The 21,846-nt window shown below is 63.1% G+C and carries 24 protein-coding genes and 1 tRNA gene; 9 read left to right on the plus strand and 16 right to left on the minus strand.

What is annotated here, in order from left to right; all coding sequences use genetic code 11:
- The first annotated feature begins 3 nt into the window (after nt 1–3).
- Nucleotides 4–294 carry a tyrosine-type recombinase/integrase gene (locus NKI88_RS22580; protein ID WP_502909486.1) on the plus strand — a complete coding sequence of 97 codons (291 nt, stop codon included), beginning with the start codon at nt 4–6 and terminating at the stop codon, nt 292–294.
- A 96-nt stretch (nt 295–390) separates the two neighbouring features.
- On the opposite strand, the gene NKI88_RS22585 is transcribed toward NKI88_RS22580, so the two are convergent.
- Nucleotides 391–466, minus strand: a tRNA-Ile gene (locus NKI88_RS22585).
- A 134-nt stretch (nt 467–600) separates the two neighbouring features.
- Here NKI88_RS22585 and NKI88_RS22590 point away from each other — a divergent pair.
- Nucleotides 601–1,311, plus strand: a complete 711-nt coding sequence (locus tag NKI88_RS22590; RefSeq protein WP_023705824.1) for an SIMPL domain-containing protein — start codon at nt 601–603, stop codon at nt 1,309–1,311.
- Between the two features lie 258 nt (nt 1,312–1,569).
- Here NKI88_RS22590 and NKI88_RS22595 read toward each other — a convergent pair whose 3' ends face one another.
- Together NKI88_RS22595 and NKI88_RS22600 are read right to left on the minus strand one after the other, a co-directional pair.
- Nucleotides 1,570–1,914, minus strand: coding sequence for a hypothetical protein (locus NKI88_RS22595; RefSeq protein WP_023713887.1), 345 nt, complete (start codon nt 1,912–1,914; stop codon nt 1,570–1,572).
- 220 nt (nt 1,915–2,134) lie between these two features.
- Nucleotides 2,135–2,581 carry a YcgN family cysteine cluster protein gene (locus NKI88_RS22600; RefSeq protein ID WP_023672465.1) on the minus strand — a complete coding sequence of 149 codons (447 nt, stop codon included), beginning with the start codon at nt 2,579–2,581 and terminating at the stop codon, nt 2,135–2,137.
- A gap of 202 nt (nt 2,582–2,783) precedes the next feature.
- Here NKI88_RS22600 and NKI88_RS22605 point away from each other — a divergent pair, with 202 nt between their 5' ends.
- Nucleotides 2,784–4,979 (plus strand): OmpA family protein, encoded by a 2,196-nt coding sequence (locus NKI88_RS22605; RefSeq protein ID WP_023691506.1) that lies wholly within the window; start codon nt 2,784–2,786, stop codon nt 4,977–4,979.
- Nucleotides 4,980–5,305: 326 nt separating this feature from the next.
- Nucleotides 5,306–5,821 carry a TIGR00645 family protein gene (locus NKI88_RS22610; RefSeq protein ID WP_023672463.1) on the plus strand — a complete coding sequence of 172 codons (516 nt, stop codon included), beginning with the start codon at nt 5,306–5,308 and terminating at the stop codon, nt 5,819–5,821.
- A 130-nt stretch (nt 5,822–5,951) separates the two neighbouring features.
- Here the strand turns inward: NKI88_RS22610 and NKI88_RS22615 are convergent, their stop codons facing one another.
- The 3 genes from NKI88_RS22615 to NKI88_RS22625 form a co-directional block, all read right to left on the minus strand.
- Nucleotides 5,952–6,818 carry an SDR family oxidoreductase gene (locus NKI88_RS22615; protein WP_352657326.1) on the minus strand — a complete coding sequence of 289 codons (867 nt, stop codon included), beginning with the start codon at nt 6,816–6,818 and terminating at the stop codon, nt 5,952–5,954.
- A 118-nt stretch (nt 6,819–6,936) separates the two neighbouring features.
- Nucleotides 6,937–7,644 carry a helix-turn-helix transcriptional regulator gene (locus NKI88_RS22620; RefSeq protein WP_196814968.1) on the minus strand — a complete coding sequence of 236 codons (708 nt, stop codon included), beginning with the start codon at nt 7,642–7,644 and terminating at the stop codon, nt 6,937–6,939.
- Nucleotides 7,645–7,652: 8 nt separating this feature from the next.
- The gene (locus tag NKI88_RS22625) at nt 7,653–8,525 is read right to left on the minus strand and encodes a S1C family serine protease (RefSeq protein WP_352499858.1); all 873 of its coding nucleotides are present in this window, start codon (nt 8,523–8,525) and stop codon (nt 7,653–7,655) included.
- A gap of 169 nt (nt 8,526–8,694) precedes the next feature.
- Between NKI88_RS22625 and NKI88_RS22630 the strand changes: the two genes are divergently transcribed.
- Nucleotides 8,695–9,645 (plus strand): S1C family serine protease, encoded by a 951-nt coding sequence (locus NKI88_RS22630; protein ID WP_352657331.1) that lies wholly within the window; start codon nt 8,695–8,697, stop codon nt 9,643–9,645.
- 4 nt (nt 9,646–9,649) lie between these two features.
- On the opposite strand, the gene NKI88_RS22635 is transcribed toward NKI88_RS22630, so the two are convergent.
- Complete coding sequence (locus NKI88_RS22635; protein ID WP_352657334.1) at nt 9,650–10,561, minus strand: arginase family protein; 912 nt, start codon at nt 10,559–10,561, stop codon at nt 9,650–9,652.
- Nucleotides 10,562–10,655: 94 nt separating this feature from the next.
- On the minus strand, nt 10,656–11,081 hold the full coding sequence (locus tag NKI88_RS22640) for a VOC family protein (RefSeq protein WP_352657337.1): 426 nt from the start codon (nt 11,079–11,081) through the stop codon (nt 10,656–10,658).
- A 66-nt stretch (nt 11,082–11,147) separates the two neighbouring features.
- On the opposite strand from NKI88_RS22640, the gene NKI88_RS22645 reads away from it, so the two are divergent.
- Nucleotides 11,148–11,774, plus strand: coding sequence for a TetR/AcrR family transcriptional regulator (locus NKI88_RS22645; protein WP_023672456.1), 627 nt, complete (start codon nt 11,148–11,150; stop codon nt 11,772–11,774).
- On the opposite strand, the gene NKI88_RS22650 is transcribed toward NKI88_RS22645, so the two are convergent.
- A complete protein-coding gene (locus tag NKI88_RS22650) occupies nt 11,707–12,663 on the minus strand; it encodes a LysR family transcriptional regulator (protein ID WP_023683802.1) in 957 nt (318 codons plus the stop codon). The genes NKI88_RS22645 and NKI88_RS22650 overlap by 68 nt on opposite strands.
- A gap of 109 nt (nt 12,664–12,772) precedes the next feature.
- On the opposite strand from NKI88_RS22650, the gene NKI88_RS22655 reads away from it, so the two are divergent.
- Nucleotides 12,773–13,408, plus strand: a complete 636-nt coding sequence (locus tag NKI88_RS22655; protein WP_352657340.1) for an FMN-dependent NADH-azoreductase — start codon at nt 12,773–12,775, stop codon at nt 13,406–13,408.
- Between the two features lie 410 nt (nt 13,409–13,818).
- Nucleotides 13,819–14,205 (plus strand): hypothetical protein, encoded by a 387-nt coding sequence (locus tag NKI88_RS22660; RefSeq protein ID WP_081732396.1) that lies wholly within the window; start codon nt 13,819–13,821, stop codon nt 14,203–14,205.
- Between the two features lie 47 nt (nt 14,206–14,252).
- Here the strand turns inward: NKI88_RS22660 and greA are convergent, their stop codons facing one another.
- From greA to NKI88_RS22675, 3 genes are all read right to left on the minus strand, one after another.
- Nucleotides 14,253–14,735, minus strand: coding sequence for a transcription elongation factor GreA (gene greA / locus NKI88_RS22665; protein WP_352657343.1), 483 nt, complete (start codon nt 14,733–14,735; stop codon nt 14,253–14,255).
- Nucleotides 14,736–14,836: 101 nt separating this feature from the next.
- Nucleotides 14,837–15,130, minus strand: coding sequence for an HlyU family transcriptional regulator (locus tag NKI88_RS22670; RefSeq protein WP_023831365.1), 294 nt, complete (start codon nt 15,128–15,130; stop codon nt 14,837–14,839).
- 101 nt (nt 15,131–15,231) lie between these two features.
- On the minus strand, nt 15,232–15,900 hold the full coding sequence (locus NKI88_RS22675) for a PadR family transcriptional regulator (protein ID WP_352657346.1): 669 nt from the start codon (nt 15,898–15,900) through the stop codon (nt 15,232–15,234).
- Between the two features lie 270 nt (nt 15,901–16,170).
- On the opposite strand from NKI88_RS22675, the gene NKI88_RS22680 reads away from it, so the two are divergent.
- Entirely contained in the window at nt 16,171–16,428 is a 258-nt protein-coding gene (locus NKI88_RS22680) for a DUF2798 domain-containing protein (RefSeq protein ID WP_023672449.1), read from the plus strand.
- A gap of 45 nt (nt 16,429–16,473) precedes the next feature.
- Here the strand turns inward: NKI88_RS22680 and NKI88_RS22685 are convergent, their stop codons facing one another.
- The 4 genes from NKI88_RS22685 to dnaG all read right to left on the minus strand — a co-directional run bounded on the left by NKI88_RS22685 (nt 16,474) and on the right by dnaG (nt 21,785).
- Complete coding sequence (locus NKI88_RS22685; RefSeq protein ID WP_352657349.1) at nt 16,474–16,854, minus strand: thiol-disulfide oxidoreductase DCC family protein; 381 nt, start codon at nt 16,852–16,854, stop codon at nt 16,474–16,476.
- 69 nt (nt 16,855–16,923) lie between these two features.
- Nucleotides 16,924–17,217 (minus strand): GYD domain-containing protein, encoded by a 294-nt coding sequence (locus tag NKI88_RS22690; RefSeq protein WP_023672447.1) that lies wholly within the window; start codon nt 17,215–17,217, stop codon nt 16,924–16,926.
- Nucleotides 17,218–17,407: 190 nt separating this feature from the next.
- Nucleotides 17,408–19,432: an RNA polymerase sigma factor RpoD gene (gene rpoD, locus NKI88_RS22695; protein WP_023672446.1), complete on the minus strand. Its 2,025-nt coding sequence runs from the start codon at nt 19,430–19,432 to the stop codon at nt 17,408–17,410.
- 412 nt (nt 19,433–19,844) lie between these two features.
- A complete protein-coding gene (gene dnaG, locus NKI88_RS22700) occupies nt 19,845–21,785 on the minus strand; it encodes a DNA primase (protein ID WP_023683795.1) in 1,941 nt (646 codons plus the stop codon).
- Nucleotides 21,786–21,846 lie beyond the last annotated feature (61 nt).

Genomic DNA, 21,846 nt, shown 5'->3' on the forward strand with positions numbered 1-21,846 from the left:
GGCATGATGGCACATTGGAACAAGCAGGCCGGCATTCCGGAGGGCTACACTCTCCACGGGCTACGCCGCACCTTCGGCACGTATCTCGCCGAATGCAACATCCAATCGCGTGCCATCATGGAGGCGATGGGGCATTCTTCCATGACGGTGACGGACGAATATGTCCGGGAGGCTAACAAGAAGCGAATGGCCGTCGACATAGCCCGCGCCATCAACGAGCGCGAGACCAAACGCGATGCGATGAAGCAGCGAGCGGCTGCGCGTCGTCAAGTAAGTGAAATCAACCGACCATGAGCAGGGTCCCATATCGGGTGCCCTTTTCTTCGGGCCCATAATGGGCCCAAAACGTTTTGGGCCGAGGCATATTTTTAATAACAAAATCAAATGTCATGGTGGGCCCGGAGGGACTCGAACCCCCAACCAAGCGGTTATGAGCCGCCGGCTCTAACCATTGAGCTACAGGCCCCACGCGCGCTGGATTAGTGTTTTTCCTTGCGCGGCACAAGGCTTTCCGGACGGGCTGGCCGAGATCGCCCAAATCAGCCCATATTCGCGCCCTAGTCGACAGGCGCGACTGGATCGCACATCGAGGAGATTTTCATGACCAGACATATTTTGCCGCTCGCACTTGCCGCCGCGATCGCTTTTCCGGCGATGGCAAGCGCTGCCGATTCGCTGCCCCCGCCCCGCATCATCGTGTCGGGTGAAGGCCAGTCGACCGTGGCGCCCGACCTGGCGCTGCTGACGCTCAGCGTCATGCGCGAGGCCAAGACCGCACGCGCGGCACTCGACGCCAACAACGACGCCATGGCCGCCGTGATCGCGGCAATGAAGTCGGCAGGGATCAAGGATCGCGACCTGCAGACCGCCGGCATCCAGATCAACCCGCGTTACAATTACACCAACAAGCCCGACGGCAGCCAGGAAGCCGAGCTTGTCGCTTACCAGGTGACCAACACACTCTCGGTGCGCATTCGCGACATCGACAAAACAGGTGAGGTTCTCGACAAGGCTGTGTCGCTCGGCGTCAACCAGGGCGGCGGCATTTCGTTCTCCAACGAGGATCCGAAGGCTGCCGTCACCGAAGCCCGCAAGAAGGCGGTCGCCGATGCCATGGCCAAGGCCAAGACGCTGGCCGAAGCCGCCGGCGTCAGCATCGGCCGGGTGCTGGAAATCACCGACCAGAACGTTGCGCCGGCGCCGATGCCGATCAATGCCAAGGCCTTCGATGCGGCAGGCGCCGCGGTTCCCGTGCAGGCCGGCGAGAATGCCTACGCCGTGCAGGTAACAGTGACATTCGAGCTTAAGTAGCAGGCCGCCGGGCCGGGTGCGGTTCTGCTGAACCCGTCGGCCGGAACCGCTATCGCCGACATGAAAAACCCCGGAGGACTGGCCTCCGGGGTTTTTTCGAGCCGCACCCTTCCGCGGAGGGAAAGGGGCTCCTGGCTGACCCTAGAAGGGTCATGCCGCTACTCCAGGCTGATCCTCGCGGAGGAACATGCCTCCGGATCGACCTTCGCAGAAGGTCGTATCCCAGACTGATCTTCGCAGAAGATCAGTCTGGTTCTCTTAGCGATAGATAACCGGGCAGCCGCGCTCATTGGCGAACACGATCACAACGCGATCGCCATACTGACGGCCGGCGACCTTCACCACGCGGCGATTGACATCGACGATGCGGACGCGGTGCAGGCCCATGCGCTCGGCCTTGTCGAGGGCGCGATCCGGCGAGCAGCGGCGCCAATTGCGGTCACGGCGAAAGCCGTCCTCATCGTCGCCGGTGTAGACGCCGACGCGGCGGTCATGGTTGTTGCCGAAGCCGAGATAGATCGAGTCCGCCTGGGCGGGCACTGCGGCAAGCGTGCCGAGAGCTACGAGACCCGAAAGGGCTGCCGTCTTGAATGAGTTGAACATTGTCTTCTCTCCTTGTTGAGGGCTTGCGCCCGTCTTGGTCGAACCGATGGGGGGAGAATGCTCCTTGCAATCTGAACTCTTCGCGAACCGGCCGTTCATTTTCGGTTAATCTGCCCGACAGGTTGAAAGCAACCGCCCCTTCCACCGCTGCAAACGACCCTGACCGTCAAAAACGTCCAATGGCGCAGAACGCCCTATGGCAGCGTCCGTTCCAGAATGCTCAGGGCTCGTCATCGAGCATATAGTCGAAATAGTCGTCCGGCTCGGCCAGATCGGTCTCACTGGCGCGGACGCGGCCGCGCATGGAGATGCCGGCATCATGAACGGTCTCGGCACTTCCCGACACCAGCCTGTGCCACCAATAGAGGTCGTGCCCCTCGGCAACCAGCCGGTAGGCACAGGTTTTCGGCAGCCACGTGATGGTGCGCACATTCTGCGGCGTCAGCCCGACACAGTCCGGCACGCGCGCCAGCCGGTTGGCATAGTCCGAACAGCGGCAGCTTTGCCCATCGAACAGCCGGCAGCCGACTGATGTCCAGTAGATCTCGCCGGTGTCCTCGTCCTCGAGTTTAGACAGGCAGCATTTTCCGCAGCCGTCGCACAGCGATTCCCACTCGGTGGGCGTCATCGCTTCCAGCGTCTTGGTCTTCCAGAACGGCGTTTCCATTATGGGTCGAGATGTGGCCTCCGCATGCGGCAAGGTCAAGCTGTTGTGTGACTTCAAGTTCCGGCCGCACCATAGGAAAAACATGAAGTTGCCTTCAAAACGCCGGTCAATCGTCCTTGGGTGCGGGTAATGCCCGCAAACCGGAACCAATCCGGTCAAGGACAGTTTGGGCAGGGATGGGACCCCACAAGGAGAATTTAAGATGAAACGCCAACCACGGGTACTGGCAGGTACGGCACTTGGCCTGCTTATGGCATCCGCGCCGTTGGGCGCATCCCCGTTGCAGGGCAACGCCGTTTTCGGCCCCTTGCAGCACACGGCCGCGCCACTGATCCTGGTCCAGGACGACCCTGCTGCAGATGGTCAGCAGACCGACCAGGAACTGCCGCGCAAAAAGAAACGCCAGCAGGCCGAACAGGCAGCGCCGGCCGCCGAGCAGCCTGCACCGGCTGCAGAGCAACCCGCCCCTGCCGCCGAGGAACAACAGCCGCGCAGGAAGAAGCGGGATCAGCAGCAGACCGAGCAGGCCCCGGCCGAACAGGCCGCACCTGCCGCCGAGGAACAGCAGCCGCGCAAAAAGAAGCGCAATCAACAGCAGCAGATCGAGGCGGCGCCTGCGGATGAGGGCGGCGCCCAGGCAGCGCCGGCGACCGATGAGCAGCCGCTCAAGCCACGCAAGAAGAAGCGTGACCAGCAGCAGATCGAGGCAGCACCGGCTGAACAACCGGCCGAACAGGTAGCTCCGGCAAATGAAGAACAGCCGCTAAAGCCACGCAAGAAGAAGCGCGACCAACAGCAGATCGAAGCGGCGCCCGCTGAACAGCCGGCCCAGCAGCCTGCCGAGCAGGCAGCGCCCACCGAACAGGTGGCGCCGGCAAACGACAACAAGTCGGGCAAGAAAAAGCGCAAGCAGGATCAGCAGATTGAGGCCGCGCCTGCCGACAAAGCGCCAGACGTCAAAGTTGCGCCTGCCGGAGAGCCCGCGCCGCAGGCCGAGCCGATTCAGCCCCCGGCCGATCAGCAAGCGGCTCCCGCCGAAGGTGAACAGCCGAAGGATCAGGCGAAAAAGCACGGCAAAAAAACTGTCGGCGAACAGCCGGTGACGGGCGAACAGCAGCCTGCGACCGGTGAACCACAGCCTGCGGAGCAACCGGCCAATGCCGAGCAGCCCGCGCAACGTGAGACGCCGGCGCAAGGCGAAGCCACGGCCAACCCCGACGAAGCACCCATCCTGGACAGCCAGAAGGATGCCAGGCGCAAGCACCGCAAGGACCAGGGCGGCAACAGCCAGAATGGCGACGGCCAAAATGGGAACGGCCAGAATGCTGGCGGCCAGACGGGCGAGCAGCCCGCGCAGGGCGGCACCGAGGCGCAAGCCCCGAAGCCGGCTCCGGTCGACCAGGGACCGCCGCCCACCGACGACAAGTCAGCTCAGCAGGCAATTCAGCCAGAAAAGATCGCCCCGGTGACGGAGGAAAAAGGCAAACGCGTCGAGCGTGCACCCGATGAGAACGTCCGCGACCGCCGGCGTCCGAAAGGCGTCGACGTCGTCAAGGAACTCGGCGACCGCGTCATCCTGCAGTTCAACAACCAGACGATCGTGGAAAGCAATGACGCTCCGCGCATGCACCGCGGCGCCAGGAATGTTTACTATGAGGAACTGTCGGGCGATCGCTCTCGGGAAATCGTCGAGCGCGACAATGGCATCCAGATCGTCACCATCCGCAACCGCAATGGCGACGTCATCAGGCGATCGCGCATCACGCCGGATGGGCACGAATATGTGCTGAGCTATGTCGACGAGCGCAGCTATGACGACGACAATGACTGGCGCGATCCCGGTGACGACCTGCCGCCGATGCGGCTCACCATCCCGCGCCGCGAGTACATCCTCGATTCGGAAGATGTCGAAAGCCCGGACGATTATTACGAGTTCCTCGAACAACCGCCGGTGGAGAAGGTCCAGCGCCTCTATTCCATCGACGAAGTGAAGCGTTCGGCGCGCGTGCGCGACATTGCCCGTCGCGTCGACCTCGATACATTGAACTTCGAGTTCGGCTCGGCCTCGATATCCGACACCGAAGTGCAGAAACTGGAAGGCGTCGCCACGGCCATGGAGAAACTGTTGAAGAAGAACCCGGCCGAAACCTTCCTGATCGAAGGCCACACCGATGCGGTTGGCACGCCGGAAGCAAACCTTGCTCTGTCCGACCGGCGCGCTGAGTCTGTCGCCGAAGCGCTGACCAATGCCTTCGGGATCCCGCCGGAAAACCTGACCACTCAGGGCTATGGCGAGGAATACCTGAAGGTCAACACCACGGCGCCCAACCGCGAGAACCGCCGTGTCGGCATCCGTCGCATCACCTCGCTGGTGGCACCGGTGGCGAGTAACAATTGATCTGCTTTCCAATGGCTTGAGCAGCTTTCTGGAATCAGATCGACAACAAGGACCCATCCCGGCAGATCGGGATGGGTCGAGCTGCGGACAGCAATCCCGGTTCAGCAAGAATTGTACTGGTATTAGAACCGGCTCATTGAATAGAGCGGCCGCCCTCCCCAGATTCAAGCCTGGGCGTTCCCTGCCCCGTCCCGACTCCAGCGGGATGCATTGAACCCCGCCGGCCCTCCCGGCGGGGTTTTTTTGCGTCGCAATTTGCCTTGCAAACTGCGGCAAGCTGATCGAAATACCCCAGTCGACCTCAGAAAGCTGACCGGAACCGCTGCATGAAACGTCTCGAACTCGCCATCGAATCGATCATCCTCGCCTCACGCTGGCTGCTGGTGGTTTTCTACATCGGGCTGGCCCTGGCGCTCGCCGTCTATGCGCTGTCCTTCGGCAAAAAACTCTACGAGTTCGTCATGGTCGCCTTCACACTCGACGACACCGACACCATCCTGAAGATGCTCGGCCTCATCGACGCCGCACTTGTCGCCTCGCTGGTGGTGATGGTGATCATCTCCGGCTACGAGAATTTCGTCAGCCGCTTCGACGACCAGGATGGCGGTGTGCACTGGCTGGGTACGATCGATGTCGGTTCGCTGAAGGTCAAGGTCGCCTCGACCATCGTCGCTATTTCCTCGATCCACCTGTTGCAGGTGTTCCTGAATTCGTCTTCCTATACGATCGACCAGCTGATGTGGCTGACCATCATCCACCTCGCTTTCGTCGTCTCGGCGCTGATGCTGGCCTATATCGACCGGCTGATGGGACTGAGCAAAGGCAAGAAGGGCGAGGAGTGATGAGCCCCTTTCTCCCCGTTCATGGGGAGGTGAGGCTGGTCCGCACAGCGGGCGAAAAGCCAATTGCTTGGTTTTTCGAAAAACGCCGGCAGGTGGATGAGGAAGCAGCGCCGTCGGCCCGTGATTTCCGTCAGTAGATGCTTTTGACGTTCGTCGGCGAATTGGCAAATACCGCGTCCGGCACGAAAAAGTCGCCGGCCAGCGGCCCGGTCGCGCCCGGCGCATAGACCGCGAAATCGGTCACGCCCTCGGCCCGCAGCACCTCTTCATCGATGTAGAAATTGCCTGATGTCTCGCGCGATGAGCGCAGGAAGATGGCGTGTGCGGCATCGGCCATGATGTCGGGTAAGCGGCTCATCGCCGCCACCGTCGCGCCGCCGAGCAGATTGCGCACCGCAGCCGTGTCGATGGTCGAGATCGGCCACAGCGAATTGACCGCGATGCCGTCCTTGGCAAACTCGGCGCTCATCCCCAGCGTGCACATCGACATGCCGAACTTGGCCATGGTGTAGGCGACATGGTTCTTGAACCATTTGGCCTTCATGTCGAGCGGCGGCGCCAGATTCAAGATGTGAGGATTGCTTGCCAACTTCAGGTGCGGAATGCACATTTTCGACACCAGGAAGGTGCCGCGCGTGTTGATCTGGTGCATCAGATCGTAGCGCTTCATGTCCGTCTCCAGCGTGCCGGTGAGCTGGATGGCGCTGGCATTGTTGACGCAGATATCGATGCCGCCGAACTTTTCGACGGTCTTGGCAACCGCCTCAGCCACCTGCGCCTCCTCGCGGATGTCGCACAAAACAGGCAGCGCCTTGCCGCCGGCCTGCTCGATCTCCTCAGCTGCCGAGTAGATCGTGCCCGGCAGCTTCGGATGCGGCTCGGCGGTCTTGGCCGCGATCGTCACATTGGCGCCGTCGCGCGCCGCCCGCAACGCTATCGCCAGCCCGATGCCGCGCGACCCGCCGGAGATGAACAGCGTCTTTCCCTTGAGCGACATGTCTTGGCACCTCCCTTGCTACATCACTGACGCGAACCATTGCGCGGCGGCAATGCACTGCGCAAGGCCTCGGCAGCCTGCAACGGGTTACGCAACGTAGGCTCATCGGAAAAGGGGGTTAGACCAGCACCAGGCCCTGCCGCATCGCGATCGCGATGGCATCCGTGCGGTTCGCAGCACCCAGCTTGATCAGGATCGCGGCGACGTGGAACTTTGCCGTGTGCACGGAGATGTTCAGCCGCCGCGCGATCACCTTGTTGGGTGCGCCTTCGGCCAGCAGCGCCAGCACTTCGGCCTCGCGCGGCGACAGCGCCGGACGGGCGGTAGCGCCATCGTCCAACGGCTCCTCGCCGAACAGCCCGCTATGGCTTCCGCCGTTGGCGGCGGCATCGAAATCGTCGTGGCGAGCGGGCGTCGAACGCCCATCCCTGGACACCCGGTAGCCGGCCGCCGCCAGTCTGACGGCAGCCGCGATCAGATTCGCATCCGACGCCAAAGGCAGCACGGCAAGCACCCGGTTTTCCGGCCGGCCAGCGCTCGCGGATAGCAGCACCCGTGGGATTGCGCTGTTGCCACCATCGGCTCGATCGAGCCAGGCCGCACTGTTCGCAACAGCGTCATCGAAGACAGCGACGTCGGCAATCCCGCTGCCGGCTACGACCGGAAGCAGATCGTCCGCCATGGCAAGCGAAGCTGACAGGCGCTCGGCACGCGCGGCATCGTGCAGCGCGATCAGCACCACGAGCTGGCGTCCGCCGCCCGCCACCTCCGGCCCACCCACCTCCGGCCCACCCGCCTCCGGCCTTGTCAGCGTGTCGCTTTCCATCGGCCCTCTCAGCTCAGCGGTTTTTCACCGACGGTCAGCGCGACGTCGCGCTGCTCGCCGCCGCGCACCACGCCGAGCGTCACCGCAGCGCCCGCGCTATCCGGCCCAAGCTTTCGGATCAGTTCGCGCGGGCCGTGCACGGCCTCGCCATTCCACGCCACGATGATGTCGCCCAGCGCAAGGCCGGCGGCTTTGGCCGGACCATTGTCGTCGAGGCTCATGACCATGGCGCCGCGCGCCGCGCCGTCACGGATCGGGTGCAGGCCGGCGCCGAGATAGCCGCGCGCGACATGGCCCTTTTCACGCAGCGTCGCCACGGCCCGCTCGATCGTCTCATAAGGCATGACCAGCGCACGACCACGTGGCCCAAACAGCAGCATGCCGATCAGCGCGCCCTTGGCGTCAAGCACCGGCCCGCCCTCGAAACGGCCGCCGGCATTGACGGCGAGATTGATGCGCCGATCGATGGTGCCGCCGCGCATCGAGCGCCAGGCGGGGCCGACCTCGCCGACCGAGCCCGAGACAGCCAGCGCCGAGCCCTGACTGCTGCCGACAGCGATGGCGACGTTGCCCGGCCGCACCCCATCCGCCTTGGCGAGCGCAGGCGCCGCGGCCGCGCCGGCCGGCTTCAGAAGCGCTACGCCGGTCGACGGATCGCGACCGACCAGTTCGGCCTTCACCGCTTCGCCCGAAGCCAATGTCAATTCGATCTCCTCACCGGCCTCGACAGCTTCCTCGGCGGTGACGAAATAGCCGTCACGCCAGTGGAAGGCGCTGGCGGTGCGATGGTGATGGGTGGTGAAACTTGCCGTTGCCGGCGCAGCCTTGGCGGCGAGATCGGCGATGGCCTCGGAAAATGCATTAAGGTTGAAGTCACTCATGATGATCTCCTGGGTTTTCTCATGCCCCAGATATCGCTCGGCAGTGCGCCCGGAGGTACTCGTCTGACGGCTAGTTACTGGTTTGACTGGCCATCTGGTCAGGTCGCGGCAGTTCGAGCCGCTCCGCACATATAGTCATCATCGCGCCTGAAAACACGGAGCCCCGCCAATGGCCCTCGCCGCCCACAAGTTCGAAACCGACGACACACTGCTCGACGCCTATTCGACGACAGTCGCCGACGCCGTCGACCGCATCGGCCCAGCCGTCTGCCGCATCGAGCGCGTCGGTGGCCAAGGTGGCCATGGCTCCGGCTTCGTCATCACCCCGGACGGGCTGGTCGTCACCAATTTCCATGTCGTTGGCGATGCCAAAACGGTGCGCGTCTCTATGCCCGACGGCGCCTCCAGCGAAGGCCGTGTGCTAGGCCGCGACCCCGACACCGACATCGCGCTGGTGCGCGCCGCTGGCAGCTTCACCGAAGTCGCGCCGCTCGGCGATTCCAAGCGGCTGCGGCGCGGCCAGATCGCCATTGCCATCGGCAATCCGCTCGGCTTCGAATGGACCGTAACGTCAGGCGTGGTCTCCGCACTTGGCCGTTCGATGCGCGCCTCGACCGGGCGGCTGATCGACGATGTCATCCAGACCGATGCCGCGCTCAATCCCGGCAATTCCGGCGGACCGCTGGTGTCGTCGGCAGGCGAGGTCATCGGCGTCAACACCGCCATGATCCACGGCGCGCAAGGCATCGCCTTCGCGGTCGCTTCCAACACCGCCAATTTCGTCATTTCGGAGATCATCCGCTTCGGCCGCGTGCGCCGTGCCTTCATCGGCATCTCCGCCGACACCACCAACCTGCCGCGCCGCGCCGCCCTTCTGTCGCAGGTGACCACCAGTACGGCGGTACGGCTGCGCAGCGTCGAGAAAGACGGACCCGCGGCGAAGGCCGGCCTCAGGGAAGGCGACATCATCGCGTCAATAGACGGTCGCCCGGTCACCGGCGTCGACGACCTCGTGCGCATGCTCGACGCCGAACGCATCGGCCGCGAGACGCTGTGCACCGTGGTGCGCCGCACCGGCGTCAGCCAAGTGACGGTGACGCCGGTAGCAAGGGCGAGTTGAGCCCTTATCGAGGGTTGAGCACCCGCCCGAGCAGCGACACCAGCAGTCGCGCAAGGTCACCGGTCGGGTCGAGGTCGGGATCGTAGATCGTCATGTCCAAGCCGGTGCAGCGCTGGTCCGCTGTCAGCGCCGACAGAATGGCAACGAGTTCATCGGGGTCGATGCCGGGGCTGCCGGGCGAATCCACCGCCGGCATCACCGTCTGGTCGAGCACATCGACATCGAGATGCAGCCAGTAGGGACAGCCGGCGCGCGCCAGCGTCGCTCTTGTCTTTTGCAACACTCCAGCCGCGCCGAGTTCCTGCGCGGCAAAGACGTCGATGCGCGTCACGGCGGTCGCATTGATGTCGGGCCAGGCAAAATCGGCATCGCGGCTCTCGCGTTCGCCGATCTGAACCACCGCCTCGTCGGCGACGAGCGGACCGACAACACCTGGCCATTGCGCCAGCAAAGCCTCGCCGCGTCCGGTGGCAAGTGCCAGATCCATGCCGGCAACCGAGCCGAGTGAGGCATTGACATCGTAGTTGCCGGGATGGCGGAAATCGCTGTGGCCATCGACATGGACCAGGGCGACCGCGCCCGAGCGCCGCGCGGCGACCAGTGCGCCAAGCAGGATCGAGCAGTCGCCGCCGATGATCAGCGGGAACTCGCCTTGCCCAAGCGCACCGGTGACGATCTCGGCAAGATCGAGGTTGAAGCAGCGGATCGCCGGACCATTACGCAGCCTAGTGCCCGGTTGCGGTTCGGTACTGTAGGCGGGTCTGTCGAGATCGACCACCCGCCCCGGCACCAGCGACTCGATCAAACCAGCTTCGCTCAGCGCCTGCGGCGCACGCCAGGTGCCGGGCACATGGCCCGGCTCCAAGGGCCGAAGGCCGAGATTGGATGGCGCACGAACAAGGCAGATGTCACGCATGCGGCAGGCCCAGCTTCAACATCACCAACATAGACCGCATGGTGCGGGTCCGGCCACAGCGGCCGGAGCCGCTGCCGACATTTGCTGCCATCGTTCAGGCGCCCGCCGCGCCCGCCGCGAATTGCGCCTGAAATTCCGGGCTGAGCGGGATCGGCTTGATGACGTCGATCAGCACGCCATTGGGATCCCTGGTGATGAAATGGCGCTGGCCGAAGAGTTCGTCGCGCAGCGGGCACAGGATCGGTAGGCCGGCCGCAACGATCCGTTCATAGACAGCATCAGGATCCCTCACCTCGAAATTGATCAGCAGCCCCGATGTGCGGCCGCGCCCCTCCTCGGGGATCGTCTCGTGGTCGCCCTGGACGATGCCGAGATTGACGCTGCGATCCTCGGCAGACTGCAGGTGCACATACCAGTTGCTCGCAAACAGCGGCTTGAAGCGGAAGTGATTGATATAGAAGGCTTTCGTGCCGGCTACGTCGCCCGTCATCAGCACCGGATAATAGCTCGTCGTCTTCATCTTTCTTTCTCCCGTCAGCCAACATACAGTTTGCATGCAATTCGAAATAACATACAGGCTGCATGTATGCAACGAGAAACCCCACGCCGCTCCAACCGCGACCGCACCGAAGCGACGCGCGCCGACCTGATCGCTGCGGCGCGCAAACTGTTCATCGAAAAGTCCTATGCCGAGACCGGCACGCCGGAGATCGTTGCGGCCGCCGGCGTCACCCGCGGCGCGCTCTATCACCACTTTGCCGACAAGCAGGCGCTGTTTGCCGCCGTGGTCGAGCAGGAGGCGGCGGCGGTGGCGCAAGAGATCGAGCGCGCCTCGCCGCCTTCTTTGTTTGCCCGCAATGCGCTGATTGCCGGCTCGGACGCCTATCTCGCCGCCATGCGCGCGCCCGGCCGCACGCGGCTTTTGCTGCTCGACGGACCGGCCGTGCTTGGCCGCGCCGCCATGGATGCGATCGACAATCGCCACGGCAACCGGTCGCTGCGCGAAGGCCTGGTTGCGGCGATGCGCGAACAGTCGATGACCAGACTGCCTGCCGATGCTCTGACCGCTTTGCTCGCCGCTGCCTTCGACCGCGCAGCACTTGCCGTCGAGGCCGGCGCCTCGGCCGAAGACTATCGCGCCGTGCTCATGGCTCTGATCGATGGGCTGTCTCCGGCTCATCCTCAGGCAGGTCGTCCGGGTCGAACTCGTTGAAGCAGCCGAGCTGGCGTTTGAACTGGTCGATCAGCCAGGCCGCCGCCGGTTTCGGGCTGCGGTCGGCGCGGTGCATGGCATAGAGCGATGAGCGCACCTCGCTAAAAGGTTCAAGGTCGAGTTCGACCAGCCTGCCGCTGGCCAAATCGTCCGCGATCAGCCAGCGCGGCAACCCGCCCCAGCCCAGCCCCTCGCGCATCAACGTATGCTTGATACGCACATCTGTCAGCCGCCATGTACGATAGGCAAAGACGCCGAAGTCGCGTCCCTTGGTGCGTTCCGACTGGTCACTGACAACCAGCTGGGTGTGCTCTCGCGCATCCTCGAGCGCCACCGGTTTCGGCAGCAGTGCCAGAGGGTGGGTGGGGGCGGCAGCCAGCACGATCGACATGAAGCCGATGCGCACGAGATGCACGTCGACCTCGCCCAGCAAGCCACCGATGCCAAGATCCGACTGTCCGCTGACGACATGGTCGGGGATCAGACCGAGCGTGCCGATATGCAGTCGCATCATCACGGTCGGGAACTGCGCCTCGAACGCCTTCAGCACGCGCACCAGCACTGGCGAGGGCAGCGCCGCGTCAACCGATAGCGCAACTTCAGCCTCCAGCCCCTGATGGTGACCGTCGGCACGCGAACGGATGCGCTGCAGCACGCCGACCATGCGCCGGGCGTCCTCCAGCATCGCCCGGCCGATTTCGGTCAGCTGCGGCTCGCGCGTGCCCTCGCGCTCGAACAGTTTCAGGCCAAGCTGCGCCTCAAGATTGGCGATGCCGTAGCTGATGACGGACTGCGCGCGGTTAAGCTTGCGGCCGGCGGCTGAGAAGCTGCCGGTGTCGGCGACCGCAACCAGGATCTGCAATTGGTCGAGCGTCGGATTGGGCTGCACGGCATACCTACTTTATCGATGGATCATATAGATAATATACCAGTTTTTTGAATGGATCGGTAGGCCCATATCAGGCGGGAGAAATCAATTCCCACTGGAGAGAACTGCTATGTCTATCCTGCTTGTAACCTCGAGCCCGCGCGGCGCTGCCTCGCACTCGACCCGTATCGCTACCGAATTCGCTGAAAAGCTCGTCGCCGCCGACCCGTCGAATACGCTCGTCGTGCGCGACCTCGTGGCCAACCCGCTGCCGCATATCGACACCGATTATGCGACCGGCATCTACACCCCCGTTGAAGCCCGCACGCCGCGCCAGGCCGAAGTCGTCGGCGTCTCCGACATCGTGCTTGAAGAACTGTTCGCAGCCGACACCGTGATCCTGGCCACCGGCTTCATCAACTTCAACATCTCCTCGACCCTGAAGTCCTGGGTCGATCACATCTCCCGCTCCGGCAAGAGCTTCTCTTATGGCGAGGGCGGTCCCAAGGGCCTCGTCACCGGCAAGAAGGTCTATATCGTACTCGCCTCGGGCGGCATCTATTCCGAAGGTGCGGCCGTGCAGTTCGATCACGCCATCCCCTATCTGCGCGGCGTGCTCGGCTTTCTCGGCATGACCGATGTCGACGTCATCCGCATCGAAGGCGTCGGCATGGGCCCTGATGCCGTCACCGCCGCACTTGCCAAGGCGACCGCCAAGGTCGATGCCGTGGTGGCCAAGACCGCGAGCGCGCAAATCGCCGCGTAAGCACACCCCGTCATTCGCATTGAAAAGGCAGGCGCTTCGGCGCCTGCCTTCTTGCTGTCCGGGGCCGAGAGCAGGGTCCACCGGCAGATGGCGTGGTGTTCGTGGCGGGGTTTTCGATGGCTGCCAACTATTCTTGCCCGTTCATCAGCTGGCCCTCATAGGCTTGGAGCCCCTGGCATCGCCATCGGATTTGCCGTTGGTCCACGGCCAATCTGTTTTTGCACCGACGGATCGGGCTAAACTCGTGCATCCCTGTCAAAACAGAGAGGCAACTTATGGCCGAATGTCGGAGTGGAGGAGAGAACAACGGAATTGTCGCAAGCGCTGTTGCCGACGACGATCCGCGTCTCGCGTTCATCTATCAGGAGGCGGTGAGAGGTCTCACTCAACAGCAGACGCTTGTGGAGAACATGAGCACCCGCGCCGGCAGCCTTGTCTTTGCCACCGCATTTGCCAACTCGCTACTCGGCGGTGCGGCGCTTTCCAACGGGCTTGGGCTTTGGGATTGGACCGCAGTGGCCCTGTTGTTCGGCATCGGCGGGCTGATCGTCTTCATGCTTTGGCCCTATCACCAATATACATTCCGCTTCGATCCGGAAGATCTGCTCGATCAATATGTCGACGGCGACAGGCCGACGACAATGTCGGCCATGCGCCGCGCGCTTGCCCTTCGGATCAAGGCGGACATGGCCGGCAACTGGCGAATTATCCAGCGGCTCCGGCTGGCGTTGCAGATTGCGCTGGTTTTTCTGCTGCTCGACATCCTGGCTTGGCTTTTGGCAATTGCGGGCATCTGATCACGTCTCAAGGTGCACCGGCCTCGGTCGCGCATCATACCTGCGTCCTAGGAAATGGACAGGATCTCAAGTTCGCGCGGCCCTAGCTGGACAAAGTCGCCAACGGTTTTTCCGGTCAGCGCGATGGCAACCGGCGAACCATGCGATATGGAAGCTTCAGACGGGTTGGCCTCATCCTCTCCGACGATGCGGAAGGTCTGAGTGCGGCCATCATCACGCTTGAAGGTAACGGTGTGCCCGAAGGCGATCGCCTCATTAGAGGTGGGCACCGGCATAAGCTGAGCCGTACGCACGCGCTCGGCATAGTAACGCATATCTCGAACCGGAATCGCTGACTGGCGTCGCCGCTCATTGACATCTTCCAGCACGCTAGCGACCTCGAGAGCTTGCTGGGCGCGAGCCAATTCAACCTGCAGCATCTTGAGGCCCGCTTCCGTGACAAGGTTGATCCGATCGGAGATAGGGCGAGCCGGCAGGATGGTTTCCGATGCAGCCTCGGCGCTTTCCTCCTTGGCAAATGCTACGCTCAATTGTCGAGACTTTCTGCTTGCGGCCCACTGCCGCTATTCGAGATTCTGGCGACGAATGACCGGCGCAAAACCTACGTTCGGCGCCTCGACCAGTTCGGCCCTTACCCGAACATCCTCTCGCCTTGCTCGTCGACCAGCTGCATGCCCTTTTTGATCGAGATGTCGACGGCGTCGTCCAGTCCGGCAAAGCGATCGGCGCGGATGAATTTGTGTTCCTTCATCACGCCGTCGACTTCCTTCGAAACCACGCCGCAAGTTTGGTACTGGCCGCCCTCCGCCTTGTATGGCGTAGCGCTGATCAAAAATCCCTTGTGCTCAACCTGCTTTGCCGATGCTGCGCTCTTGGGCTCGCCCCCCTCACCGCCACCACCGAAAAGACGCTTCAGAAAAGACATCGGGCTTCCTCCAACGGCAATCATCCTGCACCACGTCTCGCGGTGCAGGATGATTTTCAGTACCGTTCCTCAGTCGAACGGGCAAGGGTTCTCGCCAGGGGTCAACCGCGCGATAGCGCTTCCAGGGCTTCAGCGGCGGCTTCCAGGACTGCAATCGCCTCGGCCTGCTTTTTTGCCGGCGCGTCGACGAGATCGCCGAGCGCGGCACGCAGCCGGTGGCGCACGGCGCGAAACTCGTCGCGGGCTCCCGAGCGACCACCACGCCGTCCGCCTTCCTCGCCGTCGTCGTTCCAGCCGAACCAGTCCCGCGCTTTCGCCATCTTGCGGCCGAAGCGCTCGAGATGCTCGAGCACGCCGTCGATCATCTCGCGGTTCTCGGCGAGATGCGCCTGCCCCGCCTCGGTGATCGAAAACACCTTCTTGTTGCCGTCCGCGGCTGAAGCCGCATAGCCGGCCTCTTCCAGGAAGGTCAGCGTCGGATAGACGACGCCGGGGCTCGGGCTGTAGATGCCGCTGGTGCGCTCCTCCAGCGCCTTGATGATGTCGTAGCCGTGGCGCGGCGCCTCGGCCAGCAGCGACAGCGTGATCAGCTTGAGATCGCCGTCGGCCAGCATGCGTCCGGCGCGAAACATGTCGCCAGGGCCGCCGCGTCCACCGCCACGTCCGCCGTGGCCGAACGGCCCGAAGCCGCCCCCTCTGCCACCAAACTTGCCGGCCATATGCAGGAAAGCGCGCTCGGCGCGCTCGCCAAAGGGATGATGTCTGTGCATGAATTGCTCCTTGAGTTATATCTTACGATACATCTTAATTAGGCTTGCCCCCCGATGAGTCAAGATATATCTTACGATGTATCTAAAGACGGCGCCAGAAGGTTGATTTCGCCGCCGCCGGCAGCTAGAAAGCGCGTGAGGGCCAAAACCTCTCCGTAAGCGTCTGACGTCAAGCAACGCATCCACCCGGTCTTTCCGGGCAGTTCCGCCGGAAACCCGGCGCAATGGATGCCAAATGCGACGGACCGGATGTTTCAGGAAAATCCAAAAATGACCACGACCCGTAAGCGCGGCAAGCTGCCGGCGCGCTATGCCGCGATCGTCAGTCCGCTGGTGCTGTCGCTGCTGATGACCTTCATCGTCTCGTTCATATCGACGCTGAAAAGCCTTGGACTGCAACCTGATTTGCCGGCTGTCTGGCTCACTGCCTGGGGCCTGTCCTGGCTGGTAGCGTTCCCAACGTTGCTCATGGTGCTGCCGGCGGTGCGCCGCATTGTCGGCTGGCTTTGCGAGCCGGCGTCCCGGTAACGCCCATGACGGTAAGGCCCGCAGATATCTTCGGGCCTTGCCTCGCTACCAGCGGCCCTTGCGCCGGTTCCAGGCATAGAGAAGATCGGCGAAGCGATTGTACGCGAACCGCGTCAGCGGCAGCGCGACCGGATTGCCGAAGAGCGTCGCCAGCCAGCCCTCGCCCGGCGTCGCCCGCCAGACGGCAACCGCGACATCGGCGCCGACCAGCAGCCTGCCTTCGGCATCGGTGGCATGCAGCCGGCGGCGTATGTCCTCCAGCGAGGCGCTGTAGCCAGAGAGCGCCGCCGGTTCGAGGTTGATGTCGCGGAATTCGATCCGCCCGGCCTTGATCGCCTCGATCAGCCGCCGTTTCTGCCGGGTGATGCCGCCATCGCAAACCGGGCAGCGTGTGTTGTACCAGATGGTCAGCGCAGGCTTGGACATGGCGCGACTATCACCCTGACGGCACGGCCCCGCAATATGACGCCGAGCCGCACGGACCCGCGCCCAGCGCTATCCAAGCGAAGTGACGATCTCGCGATAGGCAAATTCCGGGAAAGCCTTGAGCGTTCGCGTCTTGACGCTGCCACCCGTTGCCAGCATCAGGGCGAAACGAGCAAGCACAGCATCGTCGGGCGCCTCGATAATCGCCACCATGTCATATTCGCCCATAGTCAGGTAAAACGCCTTGAACGAGCCGCCCATGTCGGCCAGTTGCTTCTTGGCGGCATCGAGCCGCTTCGGCGACTCTCGGATATTTCTGGCGCCCTGTTCCGTCCAGTTCATCAGCAGGATGTAGGTTGTCATCACACACCTCCCTCCGGCGCCACGGAGCACGGCTGAGGACATCAGCCGGGGCGGACATCCGGTTTTTCGCCCAGAACATGCATCCGACCAGGCAAGTATCCTCCCGACGGAGATGGGCGACAAGAGCCTTCACCCGGCAACAAAAAGGGCGCCATCGGCGCCCTTTTCGAATGCTGGTCTGTTGCCGGTATCAGCTGTCGAGGAAGCTCCTCAGCTTGCGGCTCCGGCTCGGGTGCTTGAGCTTGCGCAGCGCCTTGGCTTCGATCTGGCGGATACGCTCGCGCGTCACCGAGAACTGCTGGCCGACTTCTTCCAGCGTGTGGTCGGTGTTCATGCCGATGCCGAAGCGCATGCGCAGCACCCGCTCCTCGCGCGGCGTCAGCGAGGCGAGCACCCGCGTGGTGGTCTCGCGCAGATTGGCTTGGATCGCCGCATCGATCGGCAGGATCGCCATCTTGTCCTCGATGAAATCGCCCAGATGCGAATCCTCTTCGTCACCCACAGGGGTTTCGAGCGAGATCGGCTCCTTGGCGATCTTCAAGACCTTGCGCACTTTTTCGAGCGGCATTGCGAGCTTTTCTGCCAGTTCCTCCGGCGTCGGCTCGCGGCCGATTTCATGCAGCATCTGGCGCGACGTGCGCACGATCTTGTTGATCGTTTCGATCATGTGCACCGGGATGCGGATGGTGCGCGCCTGGTCGGCAATCGAACGCGTGATCGCCTGCCGGATCCACCATGTCGCATAGGTCGAGAACTTGTAGCCGCGGCGGTATTCGAATTTGTCGACCGCCTTCATCAAGCCGATATTGCCTTCCTGGATCAGGTCGAGGAACTGCAGGCCGCGATTGGTGTATTTCTTGGCGATGGAAATGACGAGGCGCAGGTTGGCCTCGACCATTTCCTTCTTGGCGATAGCGGCTTCGCGCTCGCCCTTCTGCACCTGGTTGACGATCTTGCGGAATTCCAGGATCGAGATCGCCGTCTCGGTGGCGAGGTTCTGGATTTCCGAACGCAGATCCTTGATCGCGTCCTTCTCGTTCTTGGTGAATTCCTTCCAGCCGCGCGAGGTCAGGTTGCCGATCGAGCGCGTCCAGTTCGGGTCGAGCTCGGAGCCCTGATATTCCTTGAGGAACTCCTCGCGGCGCACGCCATAGCTTTCGGCCAGGCGCAGCAGCTTGCCTTCGTTCTGCACCAGCCGCTTGTTGATGTCGTAGAGCTGCTCGACCAGCGCCTCGATGCGCGCCGTGTTGAGCGACAGCGACTTCACCGCCTTGATCAGCTGGTCCTTCAGCTCCTTCAGGCGGCGGTCCTGGCTTGGCGACAGCGTGCCGGTCGCGGCCAGACGGTTCTCGACCTGCTGGTCCTGCAGCTTGCGCAGCTTCTTGTAGGTGTCGGCGATGACGTCGAGCGTCTCCATCACCTGCGGGCGCAGCTCCGCTTCCATCGCCGCCAGCGACAGGCTCGCCTCGTCCTCGTCTTCCTCGTCGTCATCGACCAGGCCGCGCGTGTCGGCGCCGACATTGGTGATGTCGTCTTCCTCGTCGCGTCCACGCCTCGGCTTGTCCTCGGCCTTGGGCGCCTCCTCGATGCGCTCGACCACCGGCGCCTGCTTGGCTTCGGGGCCGGCATAGGTGGCTTCGAGGTCGATGATCTCGCGCAGCAGGATCTTGGATTCGTTGAGCTCGTCACGCCAGATGATGATGGCCTGGAAGGTCAGCGGGCTTTCGCAGAGGCCCGCGATCATCGTCTCGCGGCCGGCCTCGATGCGCTTGGCGATCGCGATTTCGCCCTCGCGCGACAGGAGCTCGACCGAGCCCATCTCGCGCAGATACATGCGCACCGGGTCATCGGTGCGGTCGGTCGGCTCTTTCTTGGTGGTCGTGGCGGCGACGGCGGTGCCGGTCTGCTCGGCCAGTTCGTTGGCGTCTTCCTCGGCGTCGGCATTGCTGTCGGCGGCCTCGGGCTCCTCGCTCTGATCGTCGTCCTCGACCACGTTGATGCCCATGTCGGACAGCATCGCATTGATGTCTTCGATGCGATCCGGATCGGTCTCTTCCGACGGCAGCACCGCGTTCAGTTCGTCGAGAGTCACATAGCCGCGCTTCTTGGCGGCCTTGATCATCTTCTTGACAGCATCATCGGAAAGGTCGAGCAGAGGCCCATCGGTGGCGCCTTCACGTTCGGTCTCGACCTCTTCCTTTTCCTTTGTCGCCATAGTCTTTATCTTCTCCTAGCGGCCGAGCATCGAAGCCGCGTAGCTGCCGCACCGGTCAAACTACATGCGCTGGTGGCGCTTAACCGGGCCGGTAACCGAATCAACTCTTTTGTTTGTTCATATCGTGCCCCCAAAACCGGTTTTCACTTTTGGGCGATATGCATTAAGTCCAGATTAACCCTGATATCTGTGGCAGGCTGACAGCCTGTCCAGTGATCAGCACCTCGCGTCAGTGCATTTCCATCGACGCCGGCGCGGGTTAAGGTTTCGAATCGTCCTGATTCCGTCATTCTGCCAGAAGGTCAAGCGCCTCTCGCATGATTCGCATCAAAAAAGCGAATCAATTACCCGACTTAGAGGCGTCGATTCGACGCGCAGCACGTACAACATTCATTCTTGCGCAGGTTTCGACCTAGACGCGCCCACCCCTGCCCGAGGATACACCGAAGCCTTCGATCAGCGCTTCCGTTGCTTGTACATCACGGAATTGCGCCTGAATCTCGATGAGGTGCCGGTAGTTTTCGTCAGTGGGATCGCTGGCGAGCGCTGCTTCCGCCTGTTTCAGCTCCTTATGTAAGGTGCGCGCGCTGCGCTGCAAGTGCAGCGCCTGGTTGAAGGCGTCGCGGGCATCGTCAAGCGCTGCGGTTTCCAGCGCGGGCCATTGCCTGGCCCGTTGGATGAGCGCCACGGCGCGCCCCCAGATATCGCTGCAGCCGGCACGTTCGATGGTGGCGATCACCGCGCTACGGTCATTGGCCATGTCGTGCGCCATCGCATCGAGGATGGCGGCGTGCAGCCGCTGCAGATCGGTGTTGGCGAGATCGAGGAACTCGACATGGGCGAAGTTCTCGTCGATCAGCGCCGGATGGTTGACGAGGGCTACGATGATCGTCGCCTCGCGCACCGACATCATCTCGCCACCGCGTTTGACCATGGCGGAGCGGCCGAGGCTTTCGGTGATCGCGGCGCGCGCGCCTGCCCCGCTGCCTTTGGCGAACTGTCCGCCGGGTGCGGGCGTTTTGCCCTGCCCCGGTTTCCAGTCCTGGCGACCTTGCCGCACTTCGCGCTGGGCGCTGAAGAAGGTCAGCTCCCGCTCGCGCATCCACTGCTGGTAGTGGTAGCGCTGGCTCTCATCGCGGATGCGGCTGGTCAGTTCGCGCAGCGTCTTTGTCAGCCCCGCCCGCCGCTCCGGCGTGTCGAAGACGCCACCGGATGTCTCACGCATCCACAACAAATCAGCGAGAGGCCGCGCTTCCGCCAGCACGGCACGAAACGCGTCCGGCCCTTCTGCCTTGACCAGATCGTCGGGATCCTTGCCCTCCGGCAACAGCGCAAAGCGCACCGACCGCCCGGCCTGCACCGACGGCAGCGCGAGATCCGCGGCCCGCCACGCCGCCTTCAGCCCGGCCTGGTCGCCGTCGAAGCACAGCATCGGCTCAGGCGCCATGCGCCACAGAAGTTCGAGCTGGTTTTCGGTGAGCGCGGTGCCGAGCGGCGCCACGGCATTCTCGAAGCCGGCCTGCGCCAGCGCAATCACGTCCATATAACCTTCGACGGCAATCACCGTGCCGCCTTTCGCCAGCGCTTTGCGGGCGCGGGCGAAATTGTAGAGCACGTTGCCCTTGTGGAAGAGCTCCGTGTCGGGCGAATTCATGTATTTGGCCAGCGCATCGGGCGCCAGTGCGCGGCCGCCAAAGGCGATGATCTTGCCGCGCGAATCCGGGATCGGGAACATGATGCGATCGCGGAACCAGTCATAGGAGACCGGGATGTCGTCGCCATGACGCACCAGCCCGCAGGCCTCGATGTCGGCCTTGGGCACACCCTTGGCGGCAAGATGTTCCTTCAGCGCATTGCGGCTGTCGGGCGCAAAGCCCAGCCGGAACGATTGCTGCGTCGCCGGCGTCAGCCCGCGATCCCTGAGATAGGCGCGGGCTTTTGCACCCTCCGGTCCTTGCAGCCGCTCCTGGAAGAAGGCAGTCGCCATCTCCATGACGTCGGTCAGACTGGCGCGTTCCTTCTCACGCTGTTCTTCCCGCTCGTCGCGCACCGGCATCGGCACGCCGGCCATGTCGGCGATCTTCTCGACCGCTTCGGGAAAGCTTAATCCGTCGAGCTCGGTCAGGAACTTGAAATGATCGCCCGACACCGAACAGCCGAAACAGTGATAGCGGCCCTTCTTGTCCTCGCAGTGGAAGGAGGGGCTCTTTTCGCCATGGAACGGACAACAGGCCCAATAGTCGCCGCGCGAGGCGTTGGTCTTCTTCCTGTCCCATGCGACGCGCTGGCCGATGACCGATGAAATCGGCACACGGTCGCGTATCTCATCGAGAAAGGCGGGCGGAAAGCGCATTGGGGAACTCGTTTGTCCCTCATATAATCATGCTCGCGGAATCCGACGACCCTTATTGCGG

Source organism: Mesorhizobium sp. M0317 (assembly GCF_040321555.1).
In the GTDB taxonomy this organism is placed as follows: domain Bacteria; phylum Pseudomonadota; class Alphaproteobacteria; order Rhizobiales; family Rhizobiaceae; genus Mesorhizobium.